Source organism: Allonocardiopsis opalescens (genome assembly GCF_003002095.1).
Taxonomy (GTDB): domain Bacteria; phylum Actinomycetota; class Actinomycetes; order Streptosporangiales; family Streptosporangiaceae; genus Allonocardiopsis; species Allonocardiopsis opalescens.
The window spans coordinates 491,593-514,234 of sequence record NZ_PVZC01000002.1 but is presented as its reverse complement, the minus strand read 5'-3'; the positions used below and the strand labels follow the sequence as shown (position 1 = coordinate 514,234).

Genomic DNA, 22,642 nt, shown 5'->3' with positions numbered 1-22,642 from the left:
CGCTCGTCGGGTGAAGCTGGTCCGGCTTCACAGCCAGTCCGCGACCCTGTCCTCAACCCTGTCCCCCGCTCACAGGGAGAGCCCTCGATGAGACGCGTCCAGACCGCCGTGCTCGCCGTCCTCGCCGCCGCCGCACTCCTGTTCGGCATGGCCGCCCCGGCCGCCGCCGCCCCGCCGACCCCGCCCAGCGCCGCCACCGCGCGCAGCCAGCTCGCCGCCCTCACCACCGAGGCCGAAGGCTCCTCCAGCCCCTACGACCGCGACCTCTTCCCGCACTGGTCACCGGTGTCGGGCAACTGCAACGCCCGCGAGACGGTGCTGCGCCGCGACGGCACCAACGTCACCGTGGGCAACGACTGCTACCCGACCTCGGGCAGCTGGTACAGCCCCTACGACGGGGTGACCCTCAGCAGCCCCTCGCAGGTGCAGATCGACCACATGATCCCGCTGGCCGAGGCGTGGCGCTCGGGCGCCGACACCTGGAGCACCGCGCGCCGCGAGGACTTCGCCAACGACCTGGCCACCGCGCAGCTGTGGGCGGTCAGCGGCTCCAGCAACCAGTCCAAGTCCGACCAGGACCCCGCCGAGTGGATGCCCACCCGCTCCGCCGTGCACTGCCTGTACGCGCGTGCGTGGGTGAACGTCAAGTACGTGTGGCGCCTCAGCGTCGACTCCGCCGAGCGCTCCGCGCTGACCAGCATCCTCAACCGCTGCTGACCGGCGGCACCGCCCGCCTCTCGCGGCCCCGGCACCTCGGTGCCGGGGCCGCACGCGTCTTCCCGCGGGTGTTGAATGTGTCCGGAGCCGCGCGGCGGGCGCGTCGGTCCGCTCGTAAACGGGAAGGCGGCCGTAGATGCTGATCGTGACCAACAGTGCGGCGGGCGGGACCGACGACGACACTGTGCGGCTGGTCGTGGCCGAGCTCGGCGAGGGCGTCGACACCGCGGGCAGCACCGACCCCGCGCAGCTGGACGAGCTGCTGGACCGGGGCCATGACACCGTCGTGGTGGCCGGCGGCGACGGCAGCCTGCACGCCGTGGTGAACGCGCTGTACCGCAGGGGCGAGCTGGCCGACCGCATCGTCGGCCTGGTCCCGCTGGGCACCGGCAACGACTTCGCCCAGGGCATGGGCATCCCGCTGGACGCGGCCGAGGCGGCCCGGCTGCTGCGCGGCCGCCGCCCCACCCCGGTCGACCTGCTGGTCGACGACACCGGCGAGGTGACGGTGAACGCGGTCCACCTGGGGGTGGGCGCCGAGGCCACCCGCGCCGCGCAGAACTGGAAGCCGCTCCTCGGCCCGGCCGGCTTCCCCGTCGGCGGCGTACTGGCCGGGGTGAGCGCCAAGGGCTGGCACGCCCGCGTCGAGGTCGACGGCCGGGCCCTGGTCGACAACGACCTGGAGATCCTGATGGTCGGCCTGGCCAACGGCCCCTTCATCGGCGGCGCCACCGGCGTCCTCAGCCCCGACGCCCGCCCTGACGACGGCCTGGTCGACGTGGTCGTGTCGCACGCCACCGGCATCGCCTCCCGGGTCGCCTACGCCATGGACCTGCACCGCGGCGAGCACCACGCCCGCGCCGACGTCACCTTCCTCCAGGGCCGCGAGGTCGCCGTCACCGGCGGCCCCTTCGCGATCAGCGCCGACGGCGAGTTCAGCGAGGGCCTGGAGTCCCGCACCTGGCGGGTGCTCCCCGGCGCGCTGAACTTCCTGGCCCCACCCGTCGAGGACCGGCCGGCGACCACCAGGCCGTAGCGGTGCCGCGCGGGGCGGGCGGAGCCGGGGCCACCCGGCTACGGATCGCCGGCTTCGCGGGCGGCTTCGGCCGCGGCGGGGTGCGAGGGCTGCGCGCCGGGCGCCTGGTCGACCGCCGAACGCAGCTCCGTCAGCCAGGCCAGATGGCTGAGCAGGGCCGCGCGTCCGGTCGGCGTCAGCCGGAACCAGGTCTTCGGGCGGCGGCCGACCGCCCCCTTGCGGACTTCGAGGTACCCGGCGGTCTCCAGGGTGCGGCTGTGCTTGGAGACCATCGGGTCGCTGACGCCGAGCAGTTCGCGGACGGTGGCGAAGTCCACCCACTCCGCGCCCTGGAGGAGCGCGCACATCGCCAGCCGGGGACCCGTCTCCAGGATCGGCCGGCGCCCGGCGGCGCCTGGAGCGCCCGAATCGCCATCGCCCGGCGGCTCCGGTGCCGTCACGGGTTGACCCGTCCGGCTTCGAGATCCCGGCGCATGACCGTGCGGATGCGGATCTGCCCCACGGAGGCGAGCACCGCGACCGGCACCAGCGCGGCGAGCGCGATGCCGAGCTGTCCGAGGTCCACCAGAATGTAGACGCCGACGAAGCCTGCGGCCGTACCGGCCATGACCGCGACCCACAGCCCCCGGGCGCTGGGATAGGCGAAGACCCGGCGCGGCAGGTACACGCCGCTGCGCCGCCGCCGGACCACCGCGTAGGCCGCCGAGCCCAGCGCCACCGCGAGCAGGCCCCACCGCAGGTAGGCGTCGGCGCCGGGCAGGAAAGACGACCAGATCGGTATCCCGGCGATCAGCACGCACACGGCCGCGAAGACGACCCAGTAGGCACGGGGCAGCTCGGCGTGGGCGGCGATCTTGCGGCGCATCTCGGCGACCTGGTCCAGCTCGGGTGTGTCGGCCATGTCCGTCTCCTGTCCGTCAGTCAGCTTTCGATATGGAAAGTAGATACCGTACGGGCAGAACTTGTCAATCGGGCTCTCTGGGCGTGGCGGGTCGTCGGCCCGGGTGGGGGCGCGTGCGGTGCGCCCGGCCGGGCGTGCGGCCCGCACCGGGCCTGCACGCGCGGAGACCGCGCAGATGCCGAAGGGGCGCACCACCGGCCGGTGGTGCGCCCCTCAATCGGAACGGACGGGCGGCGGCGATCGCTGATTCAGTGAAATCTCTTCCATCGGAAGTCCGCGCCGCGACGGCTACGACCGGCCGTCAGCGGTACCGGTCGGGGTGTCGTCGGTGAGGCGTGGGAGGGCGAGGGTGAATCCGTGGAGTTGGTGGGTGTCGGTTCGGTGGGTGGGGGTGAGGTGTCGCAGGGTGATCCAGGCGGGTTCGGTGGGGTGGGCGGTGGTGTGGGCCAGTAGCCAGGTGCGGAATTCGTTGCCGAGGGCTTGGACCATGAGGTCGGTGATGGTGGCCAGGTAGTGGGGGTCGGTGGTGGGCTTCACGGGGGTGGCGTCGGAGCTGGGCGGTGTGGTGGTGACCCACAGGACGAAGCACTGTTCGGGGGGTGCGGGCAGTACGGGCGACAGCATCGGGTCGGGATAGGTGGCCGGGCCGATGTGGGGCTGGGTGGGTGGGGTCATGATTCGTCGTCCTTGTGTGTGTCGGGGTCGGATCGGTCGGGGTCGGCTTGCTGGTCGAGCAGGGCCCGGACGTCCTCAGCGGTGTAGCGGCGGTGCCCGCCCAGGGTGCGGATGTAGGTCAGGCGCCCCTGGCGGGCCCAACTGGACACGGTCTTGGGATGCACGCGGAACAGATGTGCCACCTCTTGGGCGGTCATGAGTTCGGGCAGCTCGCCCTGGAGTTCTTCGGGCAGCGGCGGACGCTCGGGAAGCCGTGCGGGGTCGAACCAGTAGTGGCCGCTGATGAAGGCGGCGAAGATTTCGTTGTTTTCGGCCATCGCTTTGAGTGCCTGCGGGGTGCGGCCGGATAGGCGTGCGGCTTCTCCGAGCGGGACGTAGGCGGCGGGCATGGTCGTTGGGGTCCTTGAGGGCGGGGCGCGCATGGGTGCGCCGGAGACGGAACGGGTGATGGGGGTTCCGGCCGCGGGGGGGAGTGTCCCCCTGGGGCCTGCGCCGCCCCTGTTTGGGGCAGGTCGGGGGCGGGCGGGTGCTCGACCCCCGCGACCGGGACGATCAGGGGGCGCCGCGCCGGGCGGGCGGCGGCACCGGTCGGCCGGAGGACTTCGGCCAGTGCAGTTCGAAGTACACGGTGCGCCCGGTGGCATCGGCCCGGTCCCCGTAGGCAGTGGCCAGCGCGGCCACCAGCGCCAGCCCTCGTCCACCGGCCGCATCGGGGCCGCTCATCGCGTAGCGGGGGTGGGTTCCGGTGCGGTTGCCCGCATCGTCGCACTCCACCCGCACGTGTCGCCGCACGCGATCACACGCCACCCGCAAGCCGAACCATCCACCCGGACGACTAGAGCAGGTATGAGACAGCGCGTTGGTGGCCAGTTCCGACACCAGCAGCAGCGCGGTATCCACCACGTCATCCGGCACCCGGTTGTCGTCGAGTACCCGCCGCACCCACCGCCGCGCATCGGCCACCGACGCGGCCACACCCGCAAACCGCCGATCCACCGTCCCCGGCATCGCGATCACGGCACCACCGAGACCGATCACCGCACAGCCGCCTCGGCCAAGGCATCCGAACCCCCGCGCCGCCCTTGTGCCGACGCGCGCTCATGCGCGACAAGGTACGGACGGACCAGGGCGGGTGCCCTGGCGATGTCCTCCATCGCCAAGGTCTCGGTACGCTCCCACGACGCCTCCGGGCGACGCCGCAGCGGCGGCAATCGGCGCGGGGCGGTGGCGCGCCGACCGTGACACCACGTCCTGGGAACGAAGCCACGCGCGCACCGGATGAGACGACGCAGAGCATTCCGAGCGGCCTCCGACCAGCCGACCGGAGAGCCATTCCCATTTCGGGACCAACGGATGCGATGGGCGATTCTGAGCGCGGTGAGGGTGCGGTCGGAGTCGGTGTGGGGATCAAGTCTCGTCGCCAGTTGATGACGCCAACTGTCGACTGCGACGCGCTGCGGCGCTGGGTTCGCCATCGTCATCGCCTCCTTAGAAGGTGTGATGACGACGACGGTAAGGCTCCCGGTTCCCGGCCCGCTGGAAAGTTTCTCTTTGTTTCTAACGGGGTTCGAGCTGGTTCTTGCGATTGCTCATGCACCCTTGAGGGCGGCGCGCGCTCCGGCGATCAGCCGGTGCGCATGGTGCCCATACACCGCAGACTCTTGGAAACGGTCCCAGGCGCGGATAAAAAGGGCGACATCTACGGAGTCGTCCAGCCACAGTTCGGCGTTGAGGTTCTCCACGATGACCAGCCGTTCGTCGTAGATCCAGAACCCGTGGCTCGGCGGCAGTCGCAGCCGCGAGCTGAACGGAATGATCCCCAACTCGACGGTGTCGAGTCCTGCCAGGCCAGCAAGTCGGTCCAGCTGTCCGGCCATGACTTCGGGCGGAAAGATGAGCATCCGCAAGGCTGCTTCCCACACGACGAACCGAAACCTGCGCTTGGAGTCGTACAAGATCTCCTGGCGGCGGATTCGTGCCCGCACCGCTTCTTCGGTGTCACGAGGGGTCTGGTGAAAATCAGCGCTCACCATGAACATGTGGCGGGCGTACTCGGCCGTCTGGAAGATGCCGGGGATGCAGGACTCCTGGAAGCCCCGGAACAGAGTGGTGCGCTGGGATTCGTTGATCCCAGCCTCTTGGCGAGGTCTGTGCCCGGCCGCAAGCTGGCGGCGCCAGGTGCGGTACCTGGACTCCATGGTGCGTAGCAGCGTCACCAGTTCCCCGGCGGCTTCTGGACGACCGCATGCACGAGCCCATGCGGTCAAGTCCTCGGCCGTGGCGGTCTGCTTGCCGTTCTCCAGCTTGGAGATCTTCGAGTGGACCCAGCCCAGCGTTTGGGCCATCTGGCGACCGGTCAGCTTGCTCTCGGTGCGCAGCTCACGAAGCCGCGCACCGAGAGCAAGCCGAGCCTGCTGGAAATCGGTACTCATAGGGGTATGAATACCGTGGCCGGCCGGGCGAAGTGCCACGCGGCATCGCGGATCTGACAGCCCTTCAGTACCTGGTCAGGGTCGTCGGTCAGGCGCATGCCGAGGGATCTGTCTCCGTCGAAGGCGAAAATGCCGATGGTCTTGGAGTCGAAGAGCCAGAAATCCGAGTGTGGCGCGTGGGGGAGAAGCCCGGCGTCAGCCCGCGCCAGGTAGCGGATGTCCTCTCCCGCGTCGATACTGTCGGCGACATCGGACAACAGCCACCGCTGGTAGTCGGTCGGTGGGTCATCGATGATCCGCACCCGCTCGACGCGCTTCCCCGCAGACCTGAGCGCGCGCATGGTGGCCAGCCACGGCCGCTGCGGATCGGGTTCGGCGGGTTCCCCGCGCAGCCATGCCTGGAATTCCTCGGTCTCGGAGGCGACCCCGTAGGCCCGCCTGGTCTCCAAACGCCACGCGGTGTGCTCGAATCCGGCTTTGAAGAATTCGGTGATCTGCGGGCCGGTGATGCGGTCCAGCACGGCCTACTCCTTGGGCGCGTACTGAGTGAGCAAGGCACGCGGGATGACAACGGCGGCTTCTCCCGGCTTGACATGCTTCAATTGGGCCAGTGCCTCAGGCTCGGTGAGCTGATCGCCCTGCACGACGATGTCACCCGTCTCGGTTTCGTACAGAGTCGGGCAGTCGCCCTCCTTGGACGTCGACCCGATCATGCGCAACTCCATCGCGAAGTCCCTCCTTCGTAGGTGGTCGCATCGTAACCCTGAGTGTCCAGGCAGGGAGTGCGTTCAGCCGGTCCGCCAGCAGGGCTATCGCCCCGGCGTTCCGCCTTGGCATTCGGCCTCATCTTGGATTGACCACCACCAGGATGGCCCGCGCGGCCGGGCGTCGTCAGCGGTGACGACCCGACCCGCTCCCCTCACCCGCTGGGCCACCGCAGCACCAAGCGTCCGTCCAGGTCGCGGATCTCCATGGCGACGACATCCTCGGGCTTGCCCCGGGTGAACAGGGTGACCTCGGCCTGTTCGGCGTCGCGGGCGTCCCAGCTGCCGGCGCGTTCGGTGCTGCCGTCGGCGCGGACGACGGTGAGGACGTAGCCGGTGGTGGCGTCGCCGTAGTCGTAGCGGCTGTTGTAGACGCAGTCCAGTTCGATGCGGGTGCCCTCGGGGCGTTCGACCAGGGTGGCGGCGCCCCACATGTCGACCCCGCCGACCGGCTCGAAGACCGCCGGGGCGGCGACGGCGGACGGGGACGGGGCGGGCGTCGCGGGCGGGGGGGCGGGGCGCAGCAGCGCGCCGGCCGCGAAGGCGGCGGCGGCCAGGCAGGCGGCGGCCGCGACGGCCGCGGTGGCGGTGCGCAGCCGCGAGCGGCGGCGCGTGCGGCGCACCCGGTCCACCAGGGAGGGCAGCAGGCCGCCCGGTGGTGCCGGTGCGGACTCCAGCAGGTCGTCGGCCGAGGCGTGTGCGAGCAGGCCGGGCATGGGCGCCAGTTCGCCGACGGCGGCGCGGCACTCGGCGCAGCCGGTGCGCAGGTGCGCCTCGAAGCGCTCGCGGTCGTCGGGGTCCAGCGCACCCAGCACGTACGCGGCCGTGTCGAACCGGTGCGGGCAGCTCATCCGTCCCCCTCCTCTACGACGCCCATCTCCGCCAGCGCGACCCGCAGGGCGCGCAGCGCATAGTAGGTGCGCGACTTGACCGTCCCCGGCGGCACCCCCAGGCGCCGCGCCGCCTCCGACACGCTCCGGCCCTGGTAGAAGCACTCCACCAGCACCTCGCGGTGCGCCGGGCTGAGGCGGCGCAGCGCCTCGGCCACCAGCAGCGACTCGACGGCGGCGTCGACCTCGTCGTCGGTCGGCCGCTCCGGCGGGGCGTCGGTGACCACCTCGGGGCGTACCTGGCGGGCCCGCCACTCGTCGATCACCCGGTTGCGCAGGGTGCGGAAGAGCCAGCGGCGCGCCTCCACGTCGGGGGCGGACAGCACCTGGGGGTGCCGCCAGGCGCGCAGCATCGTCTCCTGCACCACGTCCTGCGCCCGGCCCTCGTCGCCGCCGGTCAGCCGCAGGGCGTAGCGCCACAGCGCGGAGGCGTGCTCGTCGTGCAGCGCCTTCAGCAGCCGTTCCTCGGTGGACACCCGGTCCGCCTCCCGCCCGCCGTCGCCCCGCCCTCAGCCGCCGGTGCCCCACACGGAGGCGGCCCCGGCGTGGCCCACCCGGATCACCATGAACACCACGGCGGCCGCTGAGAGCACCACCAGCACCCGCACCAGCACCATCGCCGTGCGCAGGCTCACGGCGGACGCCGGGGCGGGCCCGCCGCCCCCGTCCGGGACGGGCCCGCCGTCTCCGGCCTCCGCGCCCACCCGGGCCGCGACCGGCAGGTCGGCGGTACGGCGGTCGACCATCCGGCCGCCGACGACCAGCGCGGCCACCGCCACCGCGAACACCAGCGTAGGGGCGATCATCTGCTGGCCGAGCGCCATGTGCGCCGCGGCCGCCGGACTGAGCTGCCCGCGGCTCTCGGCCAGCTGCTCACCGGTGAACTGCGCCACCGGCACCGACACGGCCGCGGCCAGCGTGAGCACCAGCACCGGCCAGCCGTACGCGCGCCGCCAGGCGGGCCGCGCCGCGACCAGCACCGCGCACAGCGCCGCCAGCGGCACCAGCACCACGGCGGCGTGCACCACCAGGGGATGCGCCGGTACCCCGAACACGGCCAGCGCCAAGGATCGTGTCTCCATACCCGTCACTACGGCGCCCGGCCCCGTCCGGTTCAACCCGGGCGGGACGGACGCGGGCGGACGCCGGAGTGCCGGCCGCCCCGCGTTTCCCCCCGAGCCGCCAGGGCATCCGCACGGATGTGGACCACTCACGCGCTCCCGTGCTCGACGCTCTCGACGCCTATCACCGCACCGGTCAGACCCCCTTCACCCCGCCCGGGCACAAGCAGGGGCGGGGCGCCGACCCGCGGGTCGCCGCGGTGCTGGGTACGGACGTGTTCCGGTCCGATGTGCTCGCCACGGCAGGGCTGGACGACCGGCGGAGTTCGCAGGGGGTGCTGGCCGAGGCCGAGGCGCTGATGGCGGACGCGGTGCGCGCCGACCGGACCTTCTTCTCCACCTGCGGGAGTTCGCTGTCGGTCAAGGCGGCGATCCTGGCGGTGGCCGGGCCGGGGGAGACGCTGCTGATCGGCAGGGACGCGCACAAGGCGGTGGTGTCGGGGCTGGTGCTGTCGGGGGTGCGGCCCGTCTGGGTGGATCCGCACTGGGACGCCGAGCGGCACCTGGCCCACCCGCCGGGGCCCGAGGAGTACGCCGCCGCCTTCGACGAGCACCCCTACGCGTCCGGGGCGCTGGTGACCAGCCCCACGCCGTACGGCACCTGCGCGGACCTGGCCGCGATCGCCGAGGTCTGCCACGAGCGGGGCAGGCCGCTGGTGGTGGACGAGGCGTGGGGCGCGCACCTGCCCTTCCACCCCGGGCTGCCCCGGTGGGCGATGGACGCGGGGGCCGACGTGTGCGTCACCTCGGTGCACAAGATGGGCTCGGGCCTGGAGCAGGGCTCCGTCTACCACCTGCGCGGCGAGCTGATCGATCCGCGGGTGCTGAGCGCCCGCGCCGACCTGCTCGACACGACGAGCCCGTCCGTGCTGGTCTACGCGGCGCTGGACGGCTGGCGCCGCCAGATGGCCGAGCACGGCCGGGTGCTGTACGACCGCGCCTTGGCGCTCGCCGGGGAGCTACGGGACAAGATCGGCGCCGTCGAGGGGCTGCGGGTGAACGGGCCGGACGCCTTCTGCGGCCCCGGGCTCGCCTACGACCAGGACCCGCTGCAGATCGTCATCGATGTCAGCGCGCTGGGGGTGAGCGGCTACCGGCTGGCCGACTGGCTGCGCGCCGAGCACCAGATCAACCTGCACCTGGCCGACCACCGCCGGATCAGCGCCCAGCTGAGCCACGCCGACGACGAGCACACCGCCGGGCGCCTGCTGGAGGGGCTGCGCGACCTGGTCGCGCACGCGCCCAAGCTGCGGCCGGCCCCCGTCGTGGCGGTGCCCGACCCGGCCGACCTGCGCCTTGAGCAGGTCATGTCGCCGCGCGACGCCTTCTTCGCCGCCGTCGAGCAGGTGCCGCTGGACAAGGCGGCGGGCCGGGTGGCCGCCGAGATGCTGACGCCCTACCCGCCGGGAGTCCCGGCCGTCCTCCCCGGCGAGCGCTTGCACGCCGGAGTGCTGCGCTACCTGCGCAGCGGGGTGGAGGCCGGGATGGTGGTGCCCGACGCGGCCGATCCCGAACTGGGCAGCGTCAGGGTGGTGGCCGCGGAGGCCGAGCCCGGCTGAGCCGGGCCCGGCCCCCGGACGGCCGTCAGTCCGCGTCCGCCGCCCGGGCGGACCGGCGCGGTTCGAGGATGCCGCTGAGCAGCACGGCGCCCACCGCGATGACCGGGATCACCCCCAGGGCGAGGCCGAGCCCGGCCACGTCGGCGATCGCGCCGATGAGGGGCGGCAGCGCCAGGAAGCCGACCCTGGCCAGCCAGGCGGCGATCGTGACGCCGTCGCCGCTGCGCACCCCCGGCAGGTTCCCGGCGGCGTGCAGCCCGGCGGGGAACAGGGTGGACACGCCGAGGCCGAGCAGGCCGAAGCCGACCACAGCCGCGACCGGGTGCGCCACCGCGAGCGCCACGGCCAGCGAGACGCCGGCCAGCAGGGCGCCCGCCCGGCCCACCGCCCGGGCGCCGAAGCGGTCGGTCAACCGGTCGCCGAGCAGGCGGCCGATGGTCATCATCGTCTGGCAGGCGACGAAGGGCAGGCCCACGGCGAAGGCGGAGGCGTGCAGCGACTCGCTCATGTACACCGCGCCCCAGGAGGAGGCGGAGTCCTCCATGCCGCCCGCGAAGACCAGCAGCACACCCAGCCCGAGCAGGGTCAGCGCGGCCGGGCCGATCCGGCGCAGCGCGGCCAGCGGCCCGCCGCGCGCCGGAGTGCCGGTGCTCCCGGGGTCGGCGGTGCTCGGCGTGTCCGCGCCGTCCGCGTCGCCGGCCGCGCGGGCCTCGTCGGGGCGCTCCGCGTGCTCGGGCCCCGGCAGCAGGAAGAAGACGGTCGCGACGGAGGCCAGCACCAGCAGCACGCCGACGGCCGACAGGTGCGCCAGGATCGGCACCCCCAGCCCGCTCGCGGCCGACGCGGTCAGGCCGCCCGCCACGGCGCCGATGCTCCACAGGGCGTGGAAGCCGTTGATGATCGACCGGCCGTAGCGCCGCTGCACGCGCAGGCCGTGCGCGTTCATGGCGGAGTCCATCCACGCGTCCAGGGTGCCGAGCCCGAACATCACCGCCGCGAAGGCCGCCCAGCTCGGCGCGAGTCCGGCCGCGGGCAGCAGCAGCCCGCTCAGCACGCCCGCCGCCGCGGCCACCCGGCCGCTGCCGACCCGGGCGATCAGCGGCCCGGCGAGCATCCCCAGCAGCAGCGCGCCGGCCGGGCTGGCCGCGATGGCCAGGCCGAGCGCCGTGTTGGAGAGGTCGAGCCGGTCCTTGATGACCGGCATCCAGGGCACGATGTTGGCGAAGGTGTACCCGTTCACCAGGAAGAGCCCCGCGACCGCCAACCGGGCCCGCCTGCTGGTCACGTCGGCACGCACCGCGCGCCGGTCGTCAGTCCTCACCACACCTCCTCGTCGGCGCCGCCACGGGCGCTCTTCTTTCGTCTGACGCCTTGCGGGCACGGGGAATCGGCGCGTACCGGTCTGGCGGATCCGGCGCGCGCTCGGCCGCGACCAGCGTATTGGCGCCGACCGCGCCGCGACAGGGGCCGAGCGCATATTTGTCCGGACATGGGATGACGGGCCGACCGGGCCGGCCCGCGCAGCGGACCGGCACCGGGGGCGGACCGCTCAGGTGAGGGCGTGCACCAGCAGATCGGTCAGGCGCGGGGCGCCCGCCAGCTCGGGGTCCAGGTCGGGATCGTAGATGGCCAGGTCCACCCCGGCGGCCAGCGGAGAGGCAAGCAGCGGGCGCAGCACCGCCGCGAGCTGGTCGAAGTCCAGGCCGCCGGGCTCGGGGGAGTCGACGGCGGGCATCAGCTCGGCGTCGAGCACGTCGACGTCGACGTGCACCCAGAAGCCGTCCAGGTGGTCGGCGCTGAGCCGGTCGAGCGCCGCGCGGGCCGCCGCCCCGGGGTCGGCCCGCACCGCGGCCGCGTCCAGCAGGGTGATCCCGGCCGCCGCCGTCTCCTCGATGTCCTCGTCGTCCGGACGGAAACCGATGGCCACGACGTCCTCGGGCCGCAGGTAGGGCCGGGCGCCCGCGTCCAGCTCGGCCAGTGCCCCGCCCCGCCCGGTGAGCAGCGCCAGCCCCTCGCCGGCCGCCGCGCCCACCCCGATGCTGTTGCCGGGGTGCCGGTAGTCCAGGTGGCCGTCCAGGTAGGCGAGGCCGAAGCGGCCGGTGCGCCGGAGCGCCAGCCCGGCGCCGAGCAGCACGCTGCAGTCGCCGCCGAGGACGACGGGCAGCTCGCCCGCGGTGCGCATCGAGGCCAGCCGCTGGGCGAGCGCCCGCGTGTAGCCGGCGATCGCCTCCTCGTTGCGGACGGTGCCCGGCGTCCATTCCGCCCGGTAGCGCGCCGGGGTGAGCACCCCGGCGTCGCGGGCGCCGAGCCGGGCGAGCAGCCCCTGGTCGCGCAGCGCGCCGGGCGCCTTGTGGCAACCGGGTACCGAACCCTCCTCCGGCGGGTGCAGCCCGAGGTTGGACGGGGCGTCGAGCAGGGCGAGCGGGCGCATGGCGTCTCCTGGAAAGCGGGCGGCGGGCCGCGTCGCGGCCGCGTCGGTTGCCTCCATGATCACCCGGGCCACCGGCGCGGCTTCGCGGCGGGGTGGGCGGGGCGCGAGGTGGTCCGGCCGCCCGAAGGGGCCGGGGCGCGCCCCTAGCGGAAGCGCCCGATGACCCGGGTGAAGCCGAGGTGGCGGCCCTGGTCGGTCCTGATCAGTTCGTGCTCGTTGCGGACCAGTTCCCGGATGGCCGGGTCCTCGGGCAGCGGGCAGACCTCGTTCCACAGCCGCCACAGCCGCCAGCCGTCTGGGACCAGGTCGGCCGCCTCGACGTCGACGCGGCCGCTGCGCTCCCAGTGCCGGCGCCACCAGTCGGGGCTGTGGAAGGAGTAGTAGGCGGGGTCCCACAGCCCGCTCAGCTCCTCGGGCACGCCCGCGTCGAACTCGGCGGTCAGGCCGGGGGCGACGATGCCGATCCGGGTGCCCGGGCGGGCGAACCGGGCCAGGTAGTCCAGGTAGAGGTCACTGGTGCCGAAGTAGTGGTAGGAGTCGATGCTCACCACCGCGTCGAAGAAGCCGTGCGGGAAGGGCAGGTCGTGCGCCTCGGCCTTGATCGGGAAGACGGAGTCGCCCGCTCCGGCCTCGGCGGCCAGCCGGAAGATCTCGGTGGGCTCCACCCACAGCTCCGCCGCCCACACCTGGACGCCGAACTCCTTGGCCAGGAAGACGGAGGTCAGCCCGCGGCCGGGGCCGAGGTCGAGCACCCGCATGCCCGGCGACAGCTCCAGGTCGCGCGTCAGCGCTTCCAGCAGCCACAGCGGGTTGGGGCCCATCATGTTCGCGATGACCCACTCGGGGTCGTAGCCGGCGGTTCGGGGGTACTCGGGCAGGCGGGGGTACTCGGGCAGGCTGAGCCGGTCGGCGAGGGACCGGTCGGATTCGTCGCTCATGATCCGCGACGCTGGCAGAAGTCCCGGCGGCCGGGCAATCGAATTTGCGCCCGCCGCCCGCGGGTCAGCCGGCGCCGCCCGCCGCGATGCGGGTGCGGAACTCGCGGTAGCGGTCGGCGAAGCCGATCAGCACCACGCCCACCAGGACGCCCTCGCGGTGGTAGCCGACGACCACCTCGCCGTCGGGATCGCCGTCGAGCACCCGCACATCGGCCATGCCCAGCTCGGGGGAGCCGAAGGACTGGAGGTTCAGGTCGTACTGGTCGCTCCAGAAGGACGGGACCGGCCGGAAGGGCTCGTCGGGCACCGGCTCCCCGGCGACGGCGGCCGCCAGGGTGCGCGCGGCCCGCTTGGCGGTGTCGGGCGCCATGTTCCAGTGCTCGACCCGGCGCGGCGGCCCGCCGAAGAGCGGGTTGGGGAAGCGCGCCACATCGCCGACGGCCACCACCTCGTCGCGGCCGCCCACCCGCAGCGCGTTGTCGCACAGCACGCCGTCGCCCAGGTCCAGGCCGTTGCCGGTCAGCCACTCCACGTTCGGCCGCGAACCGACCGCCTCAACCAGCACGTCGGCGGGCAGCAGGGTGCCGTCGTCCAGCTCCACCGAGCGCAGCCGCCCGTCCGCGCCGTGCAGCGCCTCCAGGGTGCGGCCGAGCGCGAAGCGCACACCGCGCGCCTCGTGCCGGCGCCGCATCGCCGCGCCCAGCTCCGGGCCGAGCTGGCGCAGCAGCGGCACCTCGACCAGGTCGAGCACGGTGACCTCGCAGCCGGACTCCACCGCGCTCGCCGCCACCTCCGTGCCGACGAAGCCGGCGCCGACCACCACCACCCGCGCCCCGGGCGCCAGCTCGGCGCGGAGCGCGGCGGCGTCGTCGCGGGTGCGCAGCACGTGGCGGCCGCGCGGCCCGCCCGGGAGCGGCAGCCGCAGCGCGCGCAGCCCGGTGGCCACCACCAGGCCGTCGTACTCCGCCACCTCGCCGTCGGCCAGCCGGACCTTGCGGGCGGCGAGGTCGGCGGCGGCGACCTCGCGGCCGGTGCGCCAGTCGATGTCGGCCGCGCTCTTGCGCCGCCGCAGCGCCACCACCTCGTCGCTCACGCCCTCGACCAGCGCCCGCTTGGACAGCGGCGGCCGGTAGTAGGGCAGGTGCGGCTCGGCGCCGAACACCGTCAGCTCACCGGTGAAGCCGGCCGCCCGCAGCCCCTCGGCGGCCCGCAGCCCGCCCGCACCCGCGCCCACGACCACGATCCGGCGGTCCGCCTCCGACATCGACGCACTCCTCACGCACCCCGGCCGCCCGCGCGGCGGCTCCCGGACCGCACGCTACGCGATCGCCGCCCGGCGCGGGCGGCCGTCCGGGCGGGACGGGCGCCGCGGGCGCGTGCCCTCGGCGCGGGTGATGGCGGCGGCCCGGGGCGCCTAGCATGATCGCTGTTCTCGCGGACGGTCGGAGGGCCTGCCATGTGGAAAGAGCTGACCGGGCGGCTGTACCCCGACGCGGAGTTCGCCGCGCCCGCGTCCGACGCGGAGATCGACCGGATCGAGCGCCGGCTGGGCCAGGCGGTCCCGGAGGACCTGAGGGAGCTGCTGCGGCAGAGCGACGGCGTGCGGGCCGAGTACGGATCCGGGCTGGTGTGGTCGGTGCGGGAGATCATCGAGGAGAACACCGAGTTCCGCAGCAACGCCGACTTCGCCGAGCTGTACCGGCCCTTCGACCGGCTGATGCTCATCGGCGACAACGGCGGCGGCGACCGGTTCGGCTACGCCCGGGGACCGGCGGAACGGCCCGACGTGTTCGCCTGGGACCACGAGACCGACGAGCGCACATGCGTCGCCCGGTCGCTCCAGGACTACCTGGAGTGCCGGGCGGGTTCGGACGGCGACGACTGGTACAAGTGAGCGGGGCCGATCGGCCCTGCTAGCCGCCGCTCTCGCGGTCGGCCTCGAACTCCTCGTCGGCCGCGTCGGGACGCTCGGTCGCGGAGGTGCCGTCGTCGGTGACGGTCGGCTCGACCTCCCGGTCCTCCCGCGCGCGGGTGGGGTGGCCGCTGCGGACCATGCCCTCGGTCTCGTGGCGCAGGTTCTCGTCCACCCTCGGGCTGTGCTTGTCGCTGCCGCGCTGCATTCGCCTTCGCCCCCTACGGTCGCTTGGCAGGCGCCTGAACCCGCTGAGCTACCCGGCGCTCCGGCGCGGCAAACGGCGCCGCGGCCCGGCCCGCCAGGAGCGGACGGGCCTCAGGAGCGCTCGGCGAAGCGCTCGACCTGGCGGGTCTTCCCGGCCACGATCAGCACGTCGCCGCGGTGCACCACCGTGTCGGCGGTGGCGTAGGTGAAGTCCTCGCCCGGCCGCTTGATGCACACCACCGTGATGCCGTACTTGGAGCGCAACTGGGAGTCGCCGAGCCGCATCCCGACGGCCTCGGCCGGCGGGCGGGTCTTGCCGAGCGCGAACTCGTCCTCGAACTCGATGAAGTCCAGCATCCGGCCGGTCACCAGGTGGGCCACCCGCTCGCCCATGTCGTGCTCGGGCAGCACGACGTGGTGCGCGCCGATCTGCTCCAGGATGCGGCCGTGCTGGCGGGAGACCGCCTTGGCCCAGACGTTGCTGACGCCCAGGTCGACCAGGAGCGAGGTGGTCAGGATGCTCGCCTCGACGTCGGTGCCGATGCCGACCACGGCGCGGCTGAACTCGTGCGCCCCGATCTGCCGCAGCGCCTCGGGGTCGGTGGAGTCGGCCATGACGGTGTGGGTGAGCCGCTCGGCGAACTCCTGGACCAGGCGCTGGGTGGAGTCGACGCCCAGCACCTCCCAGCCCGAGCTGACCAGTTCGAGGGCGAGCGAACCACCGAAACGGCCCAGGCCGATCACCAGCACGCGGGTGTCCTTGGGCATCGCACGCGCCCGGCCGGATGCGGATTTGCGTCTAGCCAACGATGGGTCGCTCCTCGGGTAGTTCGTAGCGCAGGCTGCGTTCGCGCAGCGCCAGCGCGGCCGCCAGGGTGACCGGCCCGAGCCGTCCGGCGAACATCAGCGCGGTGATCAGGACGTGCCCGGCGGGCGGGAGGTCGGGTGTCACCCCCGTGGAGAGTCCTACCACTCCGAACGCGGACACTACCTCGAACATCACCACCGGAAGCCCGAAGTCGGTGATGGTGAGCAGCACCATCGTGCCGACCACCACCACGCCGAGGCTGATCAGCGCCACGCTGATGGCCTGCCGCTGGGTGGTGGCCGGGATGGTGCGGCCCATCACGTTCACCTTGCTGTCGCCGCGGGCCTCGGCGACCAGCACGAACAGCAGCAGCGCGAAGGTGGTGACCTTGATACCGCCGGCCGTGCTCACGCTGCCGCCGCCGATGAACATCAGCACCATCGTGCCGAGCAGGGTCGCCTCGTTCATCTGGCCGACGTCGACGCTGTTGAAGCCGGCGCTGCGCGGCATGGTGCCGTGGAAGAACCCGGCCAGCAGCTTGCCGCCCGGACTCAGCGGCCCGAGGGTGTTCGGGTTGTTCCACTCCAGCGCGGTGATCAGGAGGAAGCCGACCACCAGCAGCAGCCCGGAGGTGATCACGGTGATCTTGGTGTGCAGGTTCCAGCGGCGCGGCGTGCGCAGCCGCCGGCGCAGCTCCACCAGCACCGGGAAGCCCAGCGCCCCGGCGATCGCGGTGACGATGACCGGCAGGCAGATCCACGGGTCGGCGGCGAAGCCCATCATGCTGTCGGAGAACAGCGCGAAGCCCGCCTGGTTGAACGCGGCCACCGCGTGGAACACGCCGAACCACAGCGCTTGGGGGAAGGTGTAGTCGTAGCCGAGCCAGAACCGGGCGGTGAGCAGCACGGCCGTGACCGCCTCGAAGAACAGGCTCAGCCGCGCCACGTTCAGCGCCAGCGAGCGGAAGTCGCCCAGGCCCAGGCCGTGGCTCTCGGTCTGCGCGGTGATCTGGAGGCGCAGCCCCACCCGGCGGGAGACCAGCAGGCCGAAGACGGCCGCCAGCATCATGATGCCGAGCCCGCCCACCTGCACCAGGCACAGGATGATCACCTGGCCGAGGAAGGACCAGTGCACCGCGGTGTCGACGGCGGCCAGGCCCACCACGCACAGCGCCGAGGTGGCGGTGAACAGGGCGTCGACGAAGGTGGTCTGGTAGCCGGGGGCAGTGGCGGCCGGCAGCATCAGCAGGCCGGTGCCGATCATGATGCCGACGAAGAAGGCGGTCAGCACGATGCGGGCCGGGGCGCGCCAGGTGGGGGTGAGCTTGTGCAGCATCCGGGCGAAGCCGTCGCGCCTGCGGCGGCGCCGCATGCCCAGCGTCCAGCTCACCACCGCACCGCCCACCTTCCTCGCCCGCTGCCGCTGGTGCCGTTCGCGGGGCTCGGCGGAGGTGCCCCCGGTGGCCCGGCGGCGGCACCGGGAGCTGCCGCGGGGACCAATACTGCCAGCCCCCGCGGACGGCGCGGGGGCGACCCGGCGATCGGGCGGCGTGGGGCTCAGTCGGCGCCGAAGCGGCGCCGGGTGCTCGCGAAGGCGTCGTCGGTGCGCTCCAGCGCGGTGCGGATCTCGTCCTCGGTGTGCGCGGTGTTCAGGAACCAGTTGTGCCAGGGGTGCACGTAGACGCCCGCGGCCAGCGCGGCGGTCGTCCAGTGGTACGCCTTCTCGAAGCTCGTGTCGTCGGCGAAGGTCAGGAACGGGATCTGGGGCGGGCCGCTCTGGGTGACCGCGAGTCCGTGCGCGGCGGCCTGCTCGGCCAGCCCGGCGCGCAGCAGCTCGCCCGCGCGGGCCATCGCGGCGATCCCGCCGGTGTCGCGCAGGGTCTCCAGGGTGGCGACGGCGGCCGCCATCGGCGCGGCGGAGAACCAGAAGGAGCCGGTGCTGTACAGGCTCGCGGCCGCGTCGCGCAGCGCGTCGGTGCCGGTGACGGCGGCGATGGGGTGGCCGTTGCCGAGCGCCTTGCTCCAGGCGGTGAGGTCGGGGCGCACGCCCAGCGGCTCCCAGCTGCCGCCCAGGTCCAGCCGCCAGCCGGCCCGGACGTCGTCGATGACCAGCGCGGCGCCGATCCGGTCGGCCAGCGCGCGCAGGCCGCGTGCGAAGGCGGGGTCCGCCAGCTCCTGGTCCTCGAAGGCGTCGTGCCGGAACGGGGTGACGATGATGGCGGCCACGTCGCCCTCGGCGCTCGCCGCGGCCCGTTCGGCGCTGGCGAGGTCGTTGTAGGCGAACTCCACGAAGTCCGCGCGGTCGGCGGGGGTGAGGCCGACGGTGGCGGGGGTGAACCAGGAGTTCGCGCCGTGGTAGGCGCCGTGGGCCATCAGCACCTTGGCGCGGCCGGTGGCGGCGCGGGCCACCACCAGGGCCTGGGAGGTCGCGTCGGTGCCGTTCTTGGAGAACATCGCCCAGTCGGCGGAGGGCACCAGCTCGATCAGCAGCTCGGCCAGCTCCACGAAGACCGGGCCGGGGCCGTTGAGGGTGTCGCCCCTGGCCAGCTGGGCGGCGACGGCCTCCTCCACCCGGGGATGGCGGTGGCCGAGCAGGATCGGGCCCCACGACGACATCAGGTCGATGTACTCGCGCCCGTCGGCGTCGACAGTGCGGGCGCCCTCGCCGCGCACGAAGAACTGCGGGAAGTCCGGCGGGAACAGGGCGGCGTTGAGGTGCCCGTACATCCCGCCCGGCACGGCGCGGGCGGCGCGGGCGCGCAGGTCGGCGTCGCTGTGCGGGTGCCGGCCGGCGGGCCGGGTGCTCGGCTGGGTCACGGTGGTCCCCTTCTGGGTGTTCGGCGCGGGCCGCGCCCTCAGCGGTGCGCGGGGTCGAGCGGGCGCAGGGCGGTGGGCAGGTCGGTGAGCCCGGCGTCGGAGCCGAGGCCGGTGGCGGTGGCGGCCGCGGCGGCGGTGCCCCAGTGGGCGGCGGTGAGCGGCGGGCGGCCGTGCAGCAGCCCGGCCAGGAAGCCGGCGCTGTAGGCGTCGCCGCAGCCGGTGGTGTCGACCACCTCGACCGGCAGTGCGGGGACGTGGTGCTGCCCGTCGGCGGTGGCCAGCAGGCTGCCCTCGGCGCCGAGCGTGACGGCCACCCCGGCGGGGCCGGCGGCCAGCAGCGCGGCCGCGGCCGCGGCGGTGTCGCCGGTGCCGGCCAGCGCTCGGGCCTGCTCCTCGTTGGGCAGCAGGTAGTCGATGTGCGGCAGGAAGCTCGCGGTGGCCGCGACCAGGTCGGGCAGGTTGGACAGCAGGTCCATCGTGACGATCGTGCCGCCCGCGCGCACCTCGTCCAGCAGGGCCAGGAAGCCGGGCTCGTTCAGGCCGAAGGTGACGTCGGGGCCGCCGAGGTGCACGGCGGCCGCCGAGCGCAGCAGCGCGGGGTCGACGTCGGCCGTCTGCACGGTGAGGTTCGCGCCCGGCGCGTGGAAGGACGGGCGGCCGCCGTCGGCGCGGATCGGCAGCACCGAGGCGCTGGTCTGCGCGTCGGAGCGGCGGACGAGGTGGCGGGTGCCGACGCCGCGCCTGGCCAGCATCGCCAGCAGGAAGTCGCCCAGCTCGTCGTCGCCGATCGCCCCGGCCGTCTCGACGGGCAGCCCGAGCCGGACCAGGTCGACGGCGGTGGCGGCCGCCGCGCCCGCCGCGGTGACCCGGATCTGCTCGACGACGTGGGTGTCCTGTCCGTCGGGGATCGCCTCGACCGGGCGGGCGAGCACGTCCACGATGTGCGCGCCGAGGGTGACGACGGTGCCCGGGACGGGCGCGGATGCGGTCATGGGCGGTCCTCGGGTTCGGGCGGCCGGGCGGGACGGACCCGGCCGCGTACGGGAGCCGCCATAGTAGACAGGCGCCCGACTAAAAAGAAATACTCGGAAAGGTCCGGATCGGGGCGCGGAGGCGGGGCGGAGGTCGGGGGAATGCCGAAGGTGGTCGACCACGAGGCGCGGCGGCAGGAGATCGTCGAGGCGGCCTGGCGGGTGATCGTGCGCGAGGGCATCGACGGCGCCACCACCCGCGCCATCGCCCGCGAGGCGGGCTACTCCAACGGCGTGCTCACCCACTACTTCGCCGACAAGGCCGACATCCTGCTGCACGCGCTCCGCCTGTCCCACCAGCGGATCGTGCGGCGGCTGCACACCAAGCTCGCCGCGGCGCACGGCCTCGCCGCCCTGCGCGCCCTGTTGCTGGACAACCTGCCGCTGGACGCCCCCCGGGCCGAGGAGACCCGGCTGGAGATCGGCTTCTGGGGCGCGAGCCTCGGCCGCCCCGGACTCGCCGAGGTGCAGCGCTCCGAGGGCGGCGACCTGCGCGACGCCCTGCGCACCCTGCTGGACGAGGCGGCCGCCGGGGGCGAGATCGTGTCGGCGGAGGACCCCGACGACCTCGTCGAGCGGCTGCTCGCCCTGGTCGACGGCCTCAGCCTTCACCACGTGCTTTACCCCGACCGGATGCCCGCCGCCCGGGTCGAGCGCCTGCTGCTGGCCGAACTCGACCGCGTCGTGCCGGTCCCCGAGGAGGAGCGGTGACCGGGGCCGCCGACCCCGCCGTCCTTACCGAGGCGCTGCGCCGCGAGCTGTGCGCCACCGGCCGCCTGCTGGCCGCCGCCGGACTCGTCACCGGCACCTCGGGCAACCTCAGCGCCCGCCTGGGCGAGCTGGTGGTCGTCACCCCGGCGGGCGTCGCCCTGGACGCGCTCGAACCCGACGACTGCCCCGTGCTCGACCTGGCCGGAAACCGCCTGGCGGGCACCCTGGACCCCACCTCCGAGACCAGCCTGCACCTCGGCGTCTACCGCACCACCTTCGCGGGCGCCGCCGTGCACACCCACTCCCGCGACGCCGTCGCCGTCGCCTCCGTCCGCACCGAACTCCCGCCGCTGCACTACACCGCCCTCGCCCTCGGCGGCACCGTCCGCGTCGCCCCGTACGCCACCTACGGCACCCCTGAACTCGCCGAGTCGGTCCTCACCGCCCTGGACGGAAAGTCGGCCGCCCTGATGGCCAACCACGGCGCCCTCGCCATCGGCCCCGACCTCACCCGCGCCCGCGACAACGCCGAACTCCTCGAATGGCTCTGCGGCGTCTACATCCGCGCCTCGCAACTGGGCGAGCCCCGCGTCCTGACGGAAGCCGAACTCGTCGCCGTCATCGAACGCTCGGCCCGCCCGTGGCGGCCGGAAGGGACCTGACTCCGGCGCGGAAGGAACACCCGGCCGAAAAGAAGAAGCGGCTCCCGAAGGAGCCGCTAGGCCAGAGACGTTAACCTCTGGCGGGGTACGACCAAACTATACACGACCCGCTCGGTCTGGTCGCAACTGAGCGTGAGGGGTCAAGGGTCGTGAGCGTGCACACGGCGGTCCGCGCGGTGAAGCGGCTCGCCCCGGCCAAGCGGGTGGTGGCCGTCTTCCCGCCGAACAGCGGGTCGGGCGCGCTCGCCACCGAGGCGCGGCGGGCGGCCGGGGCCGCCGGGCCCGTCCCTGCTTCGCCCGGGGGTGGCGGGCATCAGTACCCTGTCGCTTGTGGAGGAGCGGGGGGCGTCGGTGGACGGTGGCGGTGAGCGGCTGACGGTGTCGTGGTGGCGGCGGCCGGGCGGCGGGGTGCGGCCGGTGGCGGTGACCGGGGTCTTCGATCTGCTGCACGTCGGGCATGTGCGCTTCCTGGTGCAGGCGCGGGCGGCGGGGACGGCGCTGGTGGTGGGGGTCGAGGACGATCCCCGGGTGCGGTCCTGGAAGGGGCCGGGGCGGCCGGTGGTGCCGGCGGCGCAGCGGGCCGAGGTGCTGGCCGCGCTGGAGTGCGTCGACGGAGTGTTCCTGGTGCACGGCGACCCGCAGGTGAACAAGCCCGACGCCTACCTCGACGTGCTGCGGGCCTGCGATCCCACGGCGCTGGCCTACACCAGCGGCGACCCCTACGCCGCCGAGAAGCGGCTCGCGGCGGCCGAACTGGGCATCGAGGTGGTCGAGATCGCGCTGGTCCCCGACCAGTCCACCACCCGGCTGCTGAACCGGCTGGAGTCCTGACCGTACCTGGGAATGCGGCATCCGCTCCGTTTCGCCATGAAATGGATTGACGGCTTCGCGTCGATACCGGCCGGAAAATGCCGTTGAATCGGTGCGAAAAGTGCGATGTCGGCATTGGGGCGCGACGGTGTGCGACCGGTCCGCGCCGCGCCGACCTGGGGTGTTTCATTCTCGGCCCGCGGCGGGTTAGTGTTCCGCTC

General features: G+C 73.7%; 27 protein-coding genes. 7 read left to right on the top strand and 20 right to left on the bottom strand.

Translation table 11 applies throughout. The features are described from left to right. Positions 1 to 87: 87 nt before the first annotated feature. Both CLV72_RS09120 and CLV72_RS09115 read left to right on the top strand, forming a co-directional pair. Positions 88 to 717, top strand: a complete 630-nt coding sequence (locus tag CLV72_RS09120; RefSeq protein ID WP_106242955.1) for an HNH endonuclease family protein — start codon at positions 88 to 90, stop codon at positions 715 to 717. 136 nt (positions 718 to 853) lie between these two features. Next, positions 854 to 1,753 (top strand): diacylglycerol/lipid kinase family protein, encoded by a 900-nt coding sequence (locus tag CLV72_RS09115; RefSeq protein WP_106242953.1) that lies wholly within the window; start codon positions 854 to 856, stop codon positions 1,751 to 1,753. Positions 1,754 to 1,791: 38 nt separating this feature from the next. Here the strand turns inward: CLV72_RS09115 and CLV72_RS09110 are convergent, their stop codons facing one another. From CLV72_RS09110 to CLV72_RS09060, 11 genes are all read right to left on the bottom strand, one after another. Continuing rightward, entirely contained in the window at positions 1,792 to 2,193 is a 402-nt protein-coding gene (locus CLV72_RS09110; RefSeq protein ID WP_245930018.1) for a winged helix-turn-helix domain-containing protein, read from the bottom strand. After that, entirely contained in the window at positions 2,190 to 2,654 is a 465-nt protein-coding gene (locus CLV72_RS09105; protein ID WP_106242948.1) for a hypothetical protein, read from the bottom strand. The genes CLV72_RS09110 and CLV72_RS09105 overlap by 4 nt, the downstream gene beginning before the upstream one ends. Before the next feature lie 288 nt (positions 2,655 to 2,942). Continuing rightward, positions 2,943 to 3,329: a hypothetical protein gene (locus CLV72_RS09100; RefSeq protein WP_106242946.1), complete on the bottom strand. Its 387-nt coding sequence runs from the start codon at positions 3,327 to 3,329 to the stop codon at positions 2,943 to 2,945. Then, on the bottom strand, positions 3,326 to 3,646 hold the full coding sequence (locus tag CLV72_RS33895) for a BldC family transcriptional regulator (protein ID WP_146159394.1): 321 nt from the start codon (positions 3,644 to 3,646) through the stop codon (positions 3,326 to 3,328). Before CLV72_RS33895 ends, CLV72_RS09100 begins: the two co-directional genes overlap by 4 nt. 235 nt (positions 3,647 to 3,881) lie before the next feature. Further along, positions 3,882 to 4,367 (bottom strand): ATP-binding protein, encoded by a 486-nt coding sequence (locus tag CLV72_RS09090; RefSeq protein ID WP_106242944.1) that lies wholly within the window; start codon positions 4,365 to 4,367, stop codon positions 3,882 to 3,884. A gap of 551 nt (positions 4,368 to 4,918) precedes the next feature. Next, complete coding sequence (locus tag CLV72_RS09085; RefSeq protein WP_106242941.1) at positions 4,919 to 5,761, bottom strand: helix-turn-helix domain-containing protein; 843 nt, start codon at positions 5,759 to 5,761, stop codon at positions 4,919 to 4,921. Beyond that, positions 5,758 to 6,282: a DUF6879 family protein gene (locus CLV72_RS09080; RefSeq protein ID WP_245930016.1), complete on the bottom strand. Its 525-nt coding sequence runs from the start codon at positions 6,280 to 6,282 to the stop codon at positions 5,758 to 5,760. The genes CLV72_RS09085 and CLV72_RS09080 overlap by 4 nt, the downstream gene beginning before the upstream one ends. A 3-nt stretch (positions 6,283 to 6,285) precedes the next feature. Then, entirely contained in the window at positions 6,286 to 6,486 is a 201-nt protein-coding gene (locus CLV72_RS09075) for a hypothetical protein (protein ID WP_106242939.1), read from the bottom strand. A gap of 194 nt (positions 6,487 to 6,680) precedes the next feature. After that, positions 6,681 to 7,376, bottom strand: coding sequence for an anti-sigma factor family protein (locus tag CLV72_RS09070; protein WP_106242936.1), 696 nt, complete (start codon positions 7,374 to 7,376; stop codon positions 6,681 to 6,683). Continuing rightward, positions 7,373 to 7,891 carry a sigma-70 family RNA polymerase sigma factor gene (locus tag CLV72_RS09065; RefSeq protein ID WP_106242933.1) on the bottom strand — a complete coding sequence of 173 codons (519 nt, stop codon included), beginning with the start codon at positions 7,889 to 7,891 and terminating at the stop codon, positions 7,373 to 7,375. Before CLV72_RS09065 ends, CLV72_RS09070 begins: the two co-directional genes overlap by 4 nt. A 33-nt stretch (positions 7,892 to 7,924) precedes the next feature. Continuing rightward, positions 7,925 to 8,497: a DUF2231 domain-containing protein gene (locus tag CLV72_RS09060; RefSeq protein ID WP_146159393.1), complete on the bottom strand. Its 573-nt coding sequence runs from the start codon at positions 8,495 to 8,497 to the stop codon at positions 7,925 to 7,927. A 119-nt stretch (positions 8,498 to 8,616) separates the two neighbouring features. Here CLV72_RS09060 and CLV72_RS33595 point away from each other — a divergent pair, with 119 nt between their 5' ends. Continuing rightward, entirely contained in the window at positions 8,617 to 10,095 is a 1,479-nt protein-coding gene (locus tag CLV72_RS33595; protein WP_106242928.1) for an aminotransferase class I/II-fold pyridoxal phosphate-dependent enzyme, read from the top strand. 25 nt (positions 10,096 to 10,120) lie between these two features. Here the strand turns inward: CLV72_RS33595 and CLV72_RS09050 are convergent, their stop codons facing one another. From CLV72_RS09050 to CLV72_RS09035, 4 genes are all read right to left on the bottom strand, one after another. Continuing rightward, on the bottom strand, positions 10,121 to 11,419 hold the full coding sequence (locus CLV72_RS09050) for an MFS transporter (protein WP_425428051.1): 1,299 nt from the start codon (positions 11,417 to 11,419) through the stop codon (positions 10,121 to 10,123). Positions 11,420 to 11,644: 225 nt separating this feature from the next. Further along, positions 11,645 to 12,526, bottom strand: coding sequence for an arginase family protein (locus CLV72_RS09045; RefSeq protein ID WP_106242923.1), 882 nt, complete (start codon positions 12,524 to 12,526; stop codon positions 11,645 to 11,647). A gap of 143 nt (positions 12,527 to 12,669) precedes the next feature. Further along, a complete protein-coding gene (locus CLV72_RS09040; RefSeq protein ID WP_106242920.1) occupies positions 12,670 to 13,464 on the bottom strand; it encodes an SAM-dependent methyltransferase in 795 nt (264 codons plus the stop codon). 64 nt (positions 13,465 to 13,528) lie between these two features. Next, positions 13,529 to 14,728 (bottom strand): NAD(P)/FAD-dependent oxidoreductase, encoded by a 1,200-nt coding sequence (locus CLV72_RS09035; protein WP_211302779.1) that lies wholly within the window; start codon positions 14,726 to 14,728, stop codon positions 13,529 to 13,531. Between the two features lie 192 nt (positions 14,729 to 14,920). On the opposite strand from CLV72_RS09035, the gene CLV72_RS09030 reads away from it, so the two are divergent. Further along, on the top strand, positions 14,921 to 15,358 hold the full coding sequence (locus tag CLV72_RS09030) for an SMI1/KNR4 family protein (RefSeq protein ID WP_106242917.1): 438 nt from the start codon (positions 14,921 to 14,923) through the stop codon (positions 15,356 to 15,358). A 19-nt stretch (positions 15,359 to 15,377) separates the two neighbouring features. Here CLV72_RS09030 and CLV72_RS09025 read toward each other — a convergent pair whose 3' ends face one another. From CLV72_RS09025 to CLV72_RS09005, 5 genes are all read right to left on the bottom strand, one after another. Next, positions 15,378 to 15,584, bottom strand: coding sequence for a hypothetical protein (locus tag CLV72_RS09025; RefSeq protein WP_106242915.1), 207 nt, complete (start codon positions 15,582 to 15,584; stop codon positions 15,378 to 15,380). A gap of 110 nt (positions 15,585 to 15,694) precedes the next feature. Then, on the bottom strand, positions 15,695 to 16,351 hold the full coding sequence (locus CLV72_RS09020; protein ID WP_106242912.1) for a potassium channel family protein: 657 nt from the start codon (positions 16,349 to 16,351) through the stop codon (positions 15,695 to 15,697). 31 nt (positions 16,352 to 16,382) lie between these two features. Further along, positions 16,383 to 17,780: a TrkH family potassium uptake protein gene (locus tag CLV72_RS09015; RefSeq protein ID WP_245930012.1), complete on the bottom strand. Its 1,398-nt coding sequence runs from the start codon at positions 17,778 to 17,780 to the stop codon at positions 16,383 to 16,385. A gap of 167 nt (positions 17,781 to 17,947) precedes the next feature. After that, the gene (locus CLV72_RS09010; RefSeq protein ID WP_245930010.1) at positions 17,948 to 19,207 is read right to left on the bottom strand and encodes an aminotransferase class III-fold pyridoxal phosphate-dependent enzyme; all 1,260 of its coding nucleotides are present in this window, start codon (positions 19,205 to 19,207) and stop codon (positions 17,948 to 17,950) included. Between the two features lie 38 nt (positions 19,208 to 19,245). After that, on the bottom strand, positions 19,246 to 20,199 hold the full coding sequence (locus CLV72_RS09005) for a carbohydrate kinase family protein (protein WP_106242909.1): 954 nt from the start codon (positions 20,197 to 20,199) through the stop codon (positions 19,246 to 19,248). 141 nt (positions 20,200 to 20,340) lie between these two features. Between CLV72_RS09005 and CLV72_RS09000 the strand changes: the two genes are divergently transcribed. The 3 genes from CLV72_RS09000 to CLV72_RS08990 all read left to right on the top strand — a co-directional run bounded on the left by CLV72_RS09000 (position 20,341) and on the right by CLV72_RS08990 (position 22,442). Then, positions 20,341 to 20,949, top strand: a complete 609-nt coding sequence (locus CLV72_RS09000; protein ID WP_106242906.1) for a TetR/AcrR family transcriptional regulator — start codon at positions 20,341 to 20,343, stop codon at positions 20,947 to 20,949. Next, a complete protein-coding gene (locus CLV72_RS08995; RefSeq protein WP_106242902.1) occupies positions 20,946 to 21,611 on the top strand; it encodes a class II aldolase/adducin family protein in 666 nt (221 codons plus the stop codon). The genes CLV72_RS09000 and CLV72_RS08995 overlap by 4 nt, the downstream gene beginning before the upstream one ends. 330 nt (positions 21,612 to 21,941) lie before the next feature. Next, on the top strand, positions 21,942 to 22,442 hold the full coding sequence (locus tag CLV72_RS08990; RefSeq protein ID WP_342755658.1) for an adenylyltransferase/cytidyltransferase family protein: 501 nt from the start codon (positions 21,942 to 21,944) through the stop codon (positions 22,440 to 22,442). Positions 22,443 to 22,642 lie beyond the last annotated feature (200 nt).

What these genes read in the sequence shown, in the direction of transcription:
- CLV72_RS09075 (WP_106242939.1), bottom strand. Translation starts at nt 6,486, where the DNA reads ATGGAGTTGCGCATGATCGGGTCGACGTCCAAGGAGGGCGACTGCCCG.
- CLV72_RS09100 (WP_106242946.1), bottom strand. Translation starts at nt 3,329, where the DNA reads ATGACCCCACCCACCCAGCCCCACATCGGCCCGGCCACCTATCCCGAC.
- CLV72_RS09105 (WP_106242948.1), bottom strand. Translation starts at nt 2,654, where the DNA reads ATGGCCGACACACCCGAGCTGGACCAGGTCGCCGAGATGCGCCGCAAG.
- CLV72_RS09060 (WP_146159393.1), bottom strand. Translation starts at nt 8,497, where the DNA reads ATGGAGACACGATCCTTGGCGCTGGCCGTGTTCGGGGTACCGGCGCAT.
- CLV72_RS09005 (WP_106242909.1), bottom strand. Translation starts at nt 20,199, where the DNA reads ATGACCGCATCCGCGCCCGTCCCGGGCACCGTCGTCACCCTCGGCGCG.
- CLV72_RS09085 (WP_106242941.1), bottom strand. Translation starts at nt 5,761, where the DNA reads ATGAGTACCGATTTCCAGCAGGCTCGGCTTGCTCTCGGTGCGCGGCTT.
- CLV72_RS33895 (WP_146159394.1), bottom strand. Translation starts at nt 3,646, where the DNA reads ATGGCCGAAAACAACGAAATCTTCGCCGCCTTCATCAGCGGCCACTAC.
- CLV72_RS09070 (WP_106242936.1), bottom strand. Translation starts at nt 7,376, where the DNA reads ATGAGCTGCCCGCACCGGTTCGACACGGCCGCGTACGTGCTGGGTGCG.
- CLV72_RS09025 (WP_106242915.1), bottom strand. Translation starts at nt 15,584, where the DNA reads ATGCAGCGCGGCAGCGACAAGCACAGCCCGAGGGTGGACGAGAACCTG.
- CLV72_RS09035 (WP_211302779.1), bottom strand. Translation starts at nt 14,728, where the DNA reads ATGTCGGAGGCGGACCGCCGGATCGTGGTCGTGGGCGCGGGTGCGGGC.
- CLV72_RS09120 (WP_106242955.1), top strand. Translation starts at nt 88, where the DNA reads ATGAGACGCGTCCAGACCGCCGTGCTCGCCGTCCTCGCCGCCGCCGCA.
- CLV72_RS09020 (WP_106242912.1), bottom strand. Translation starts at nt 16,351, where the DNA reads ATGCCCAAGGACACCCGCGTGCTGGTGATCGGCCTGGGCCGTTTCGGT.
- CLV72_RS09045 (WP_106242923.1), bottom strand. Translation starts at nt 12,526, where the DNA reads ATGCGCCCGCTCGCCCTGCTCGACGCCCCGTCCAACCTCGGGCTGCAC.
- CLV72_RS09040 (WP_106242920.1), bottom strand. Translation starts at nt 13,464, where the DNA reads ATGAGCGACGAATCCGACCGGTCCCTCGCCGACCGGCTCAGCCTGCCC.
- CLV72_RS09115 (WP_106242953.1), top strand. Translation starts at nt 854, where the DNA reads ATGCTGATCGTGACCAACAGTGCGGCGGGCGGGACCGACGACGACACT.
- CLV72_RS09030 (WP_106242917.1), top strand. Translation starts at nt 14,921, where the DNA reads ATGTGGAAAGAGCTGACCGGGCGGCTGTACCCCGACGCGGAGTTCGCC.
- CLV72_RS09000 (WP_106242906.1), top strand. Translation starts at nt 20,341, where the DNA reads ATGCCGAAGGTGGTCGACCACGAGGCGCGGCGGCAGGAGATCGTCGAG.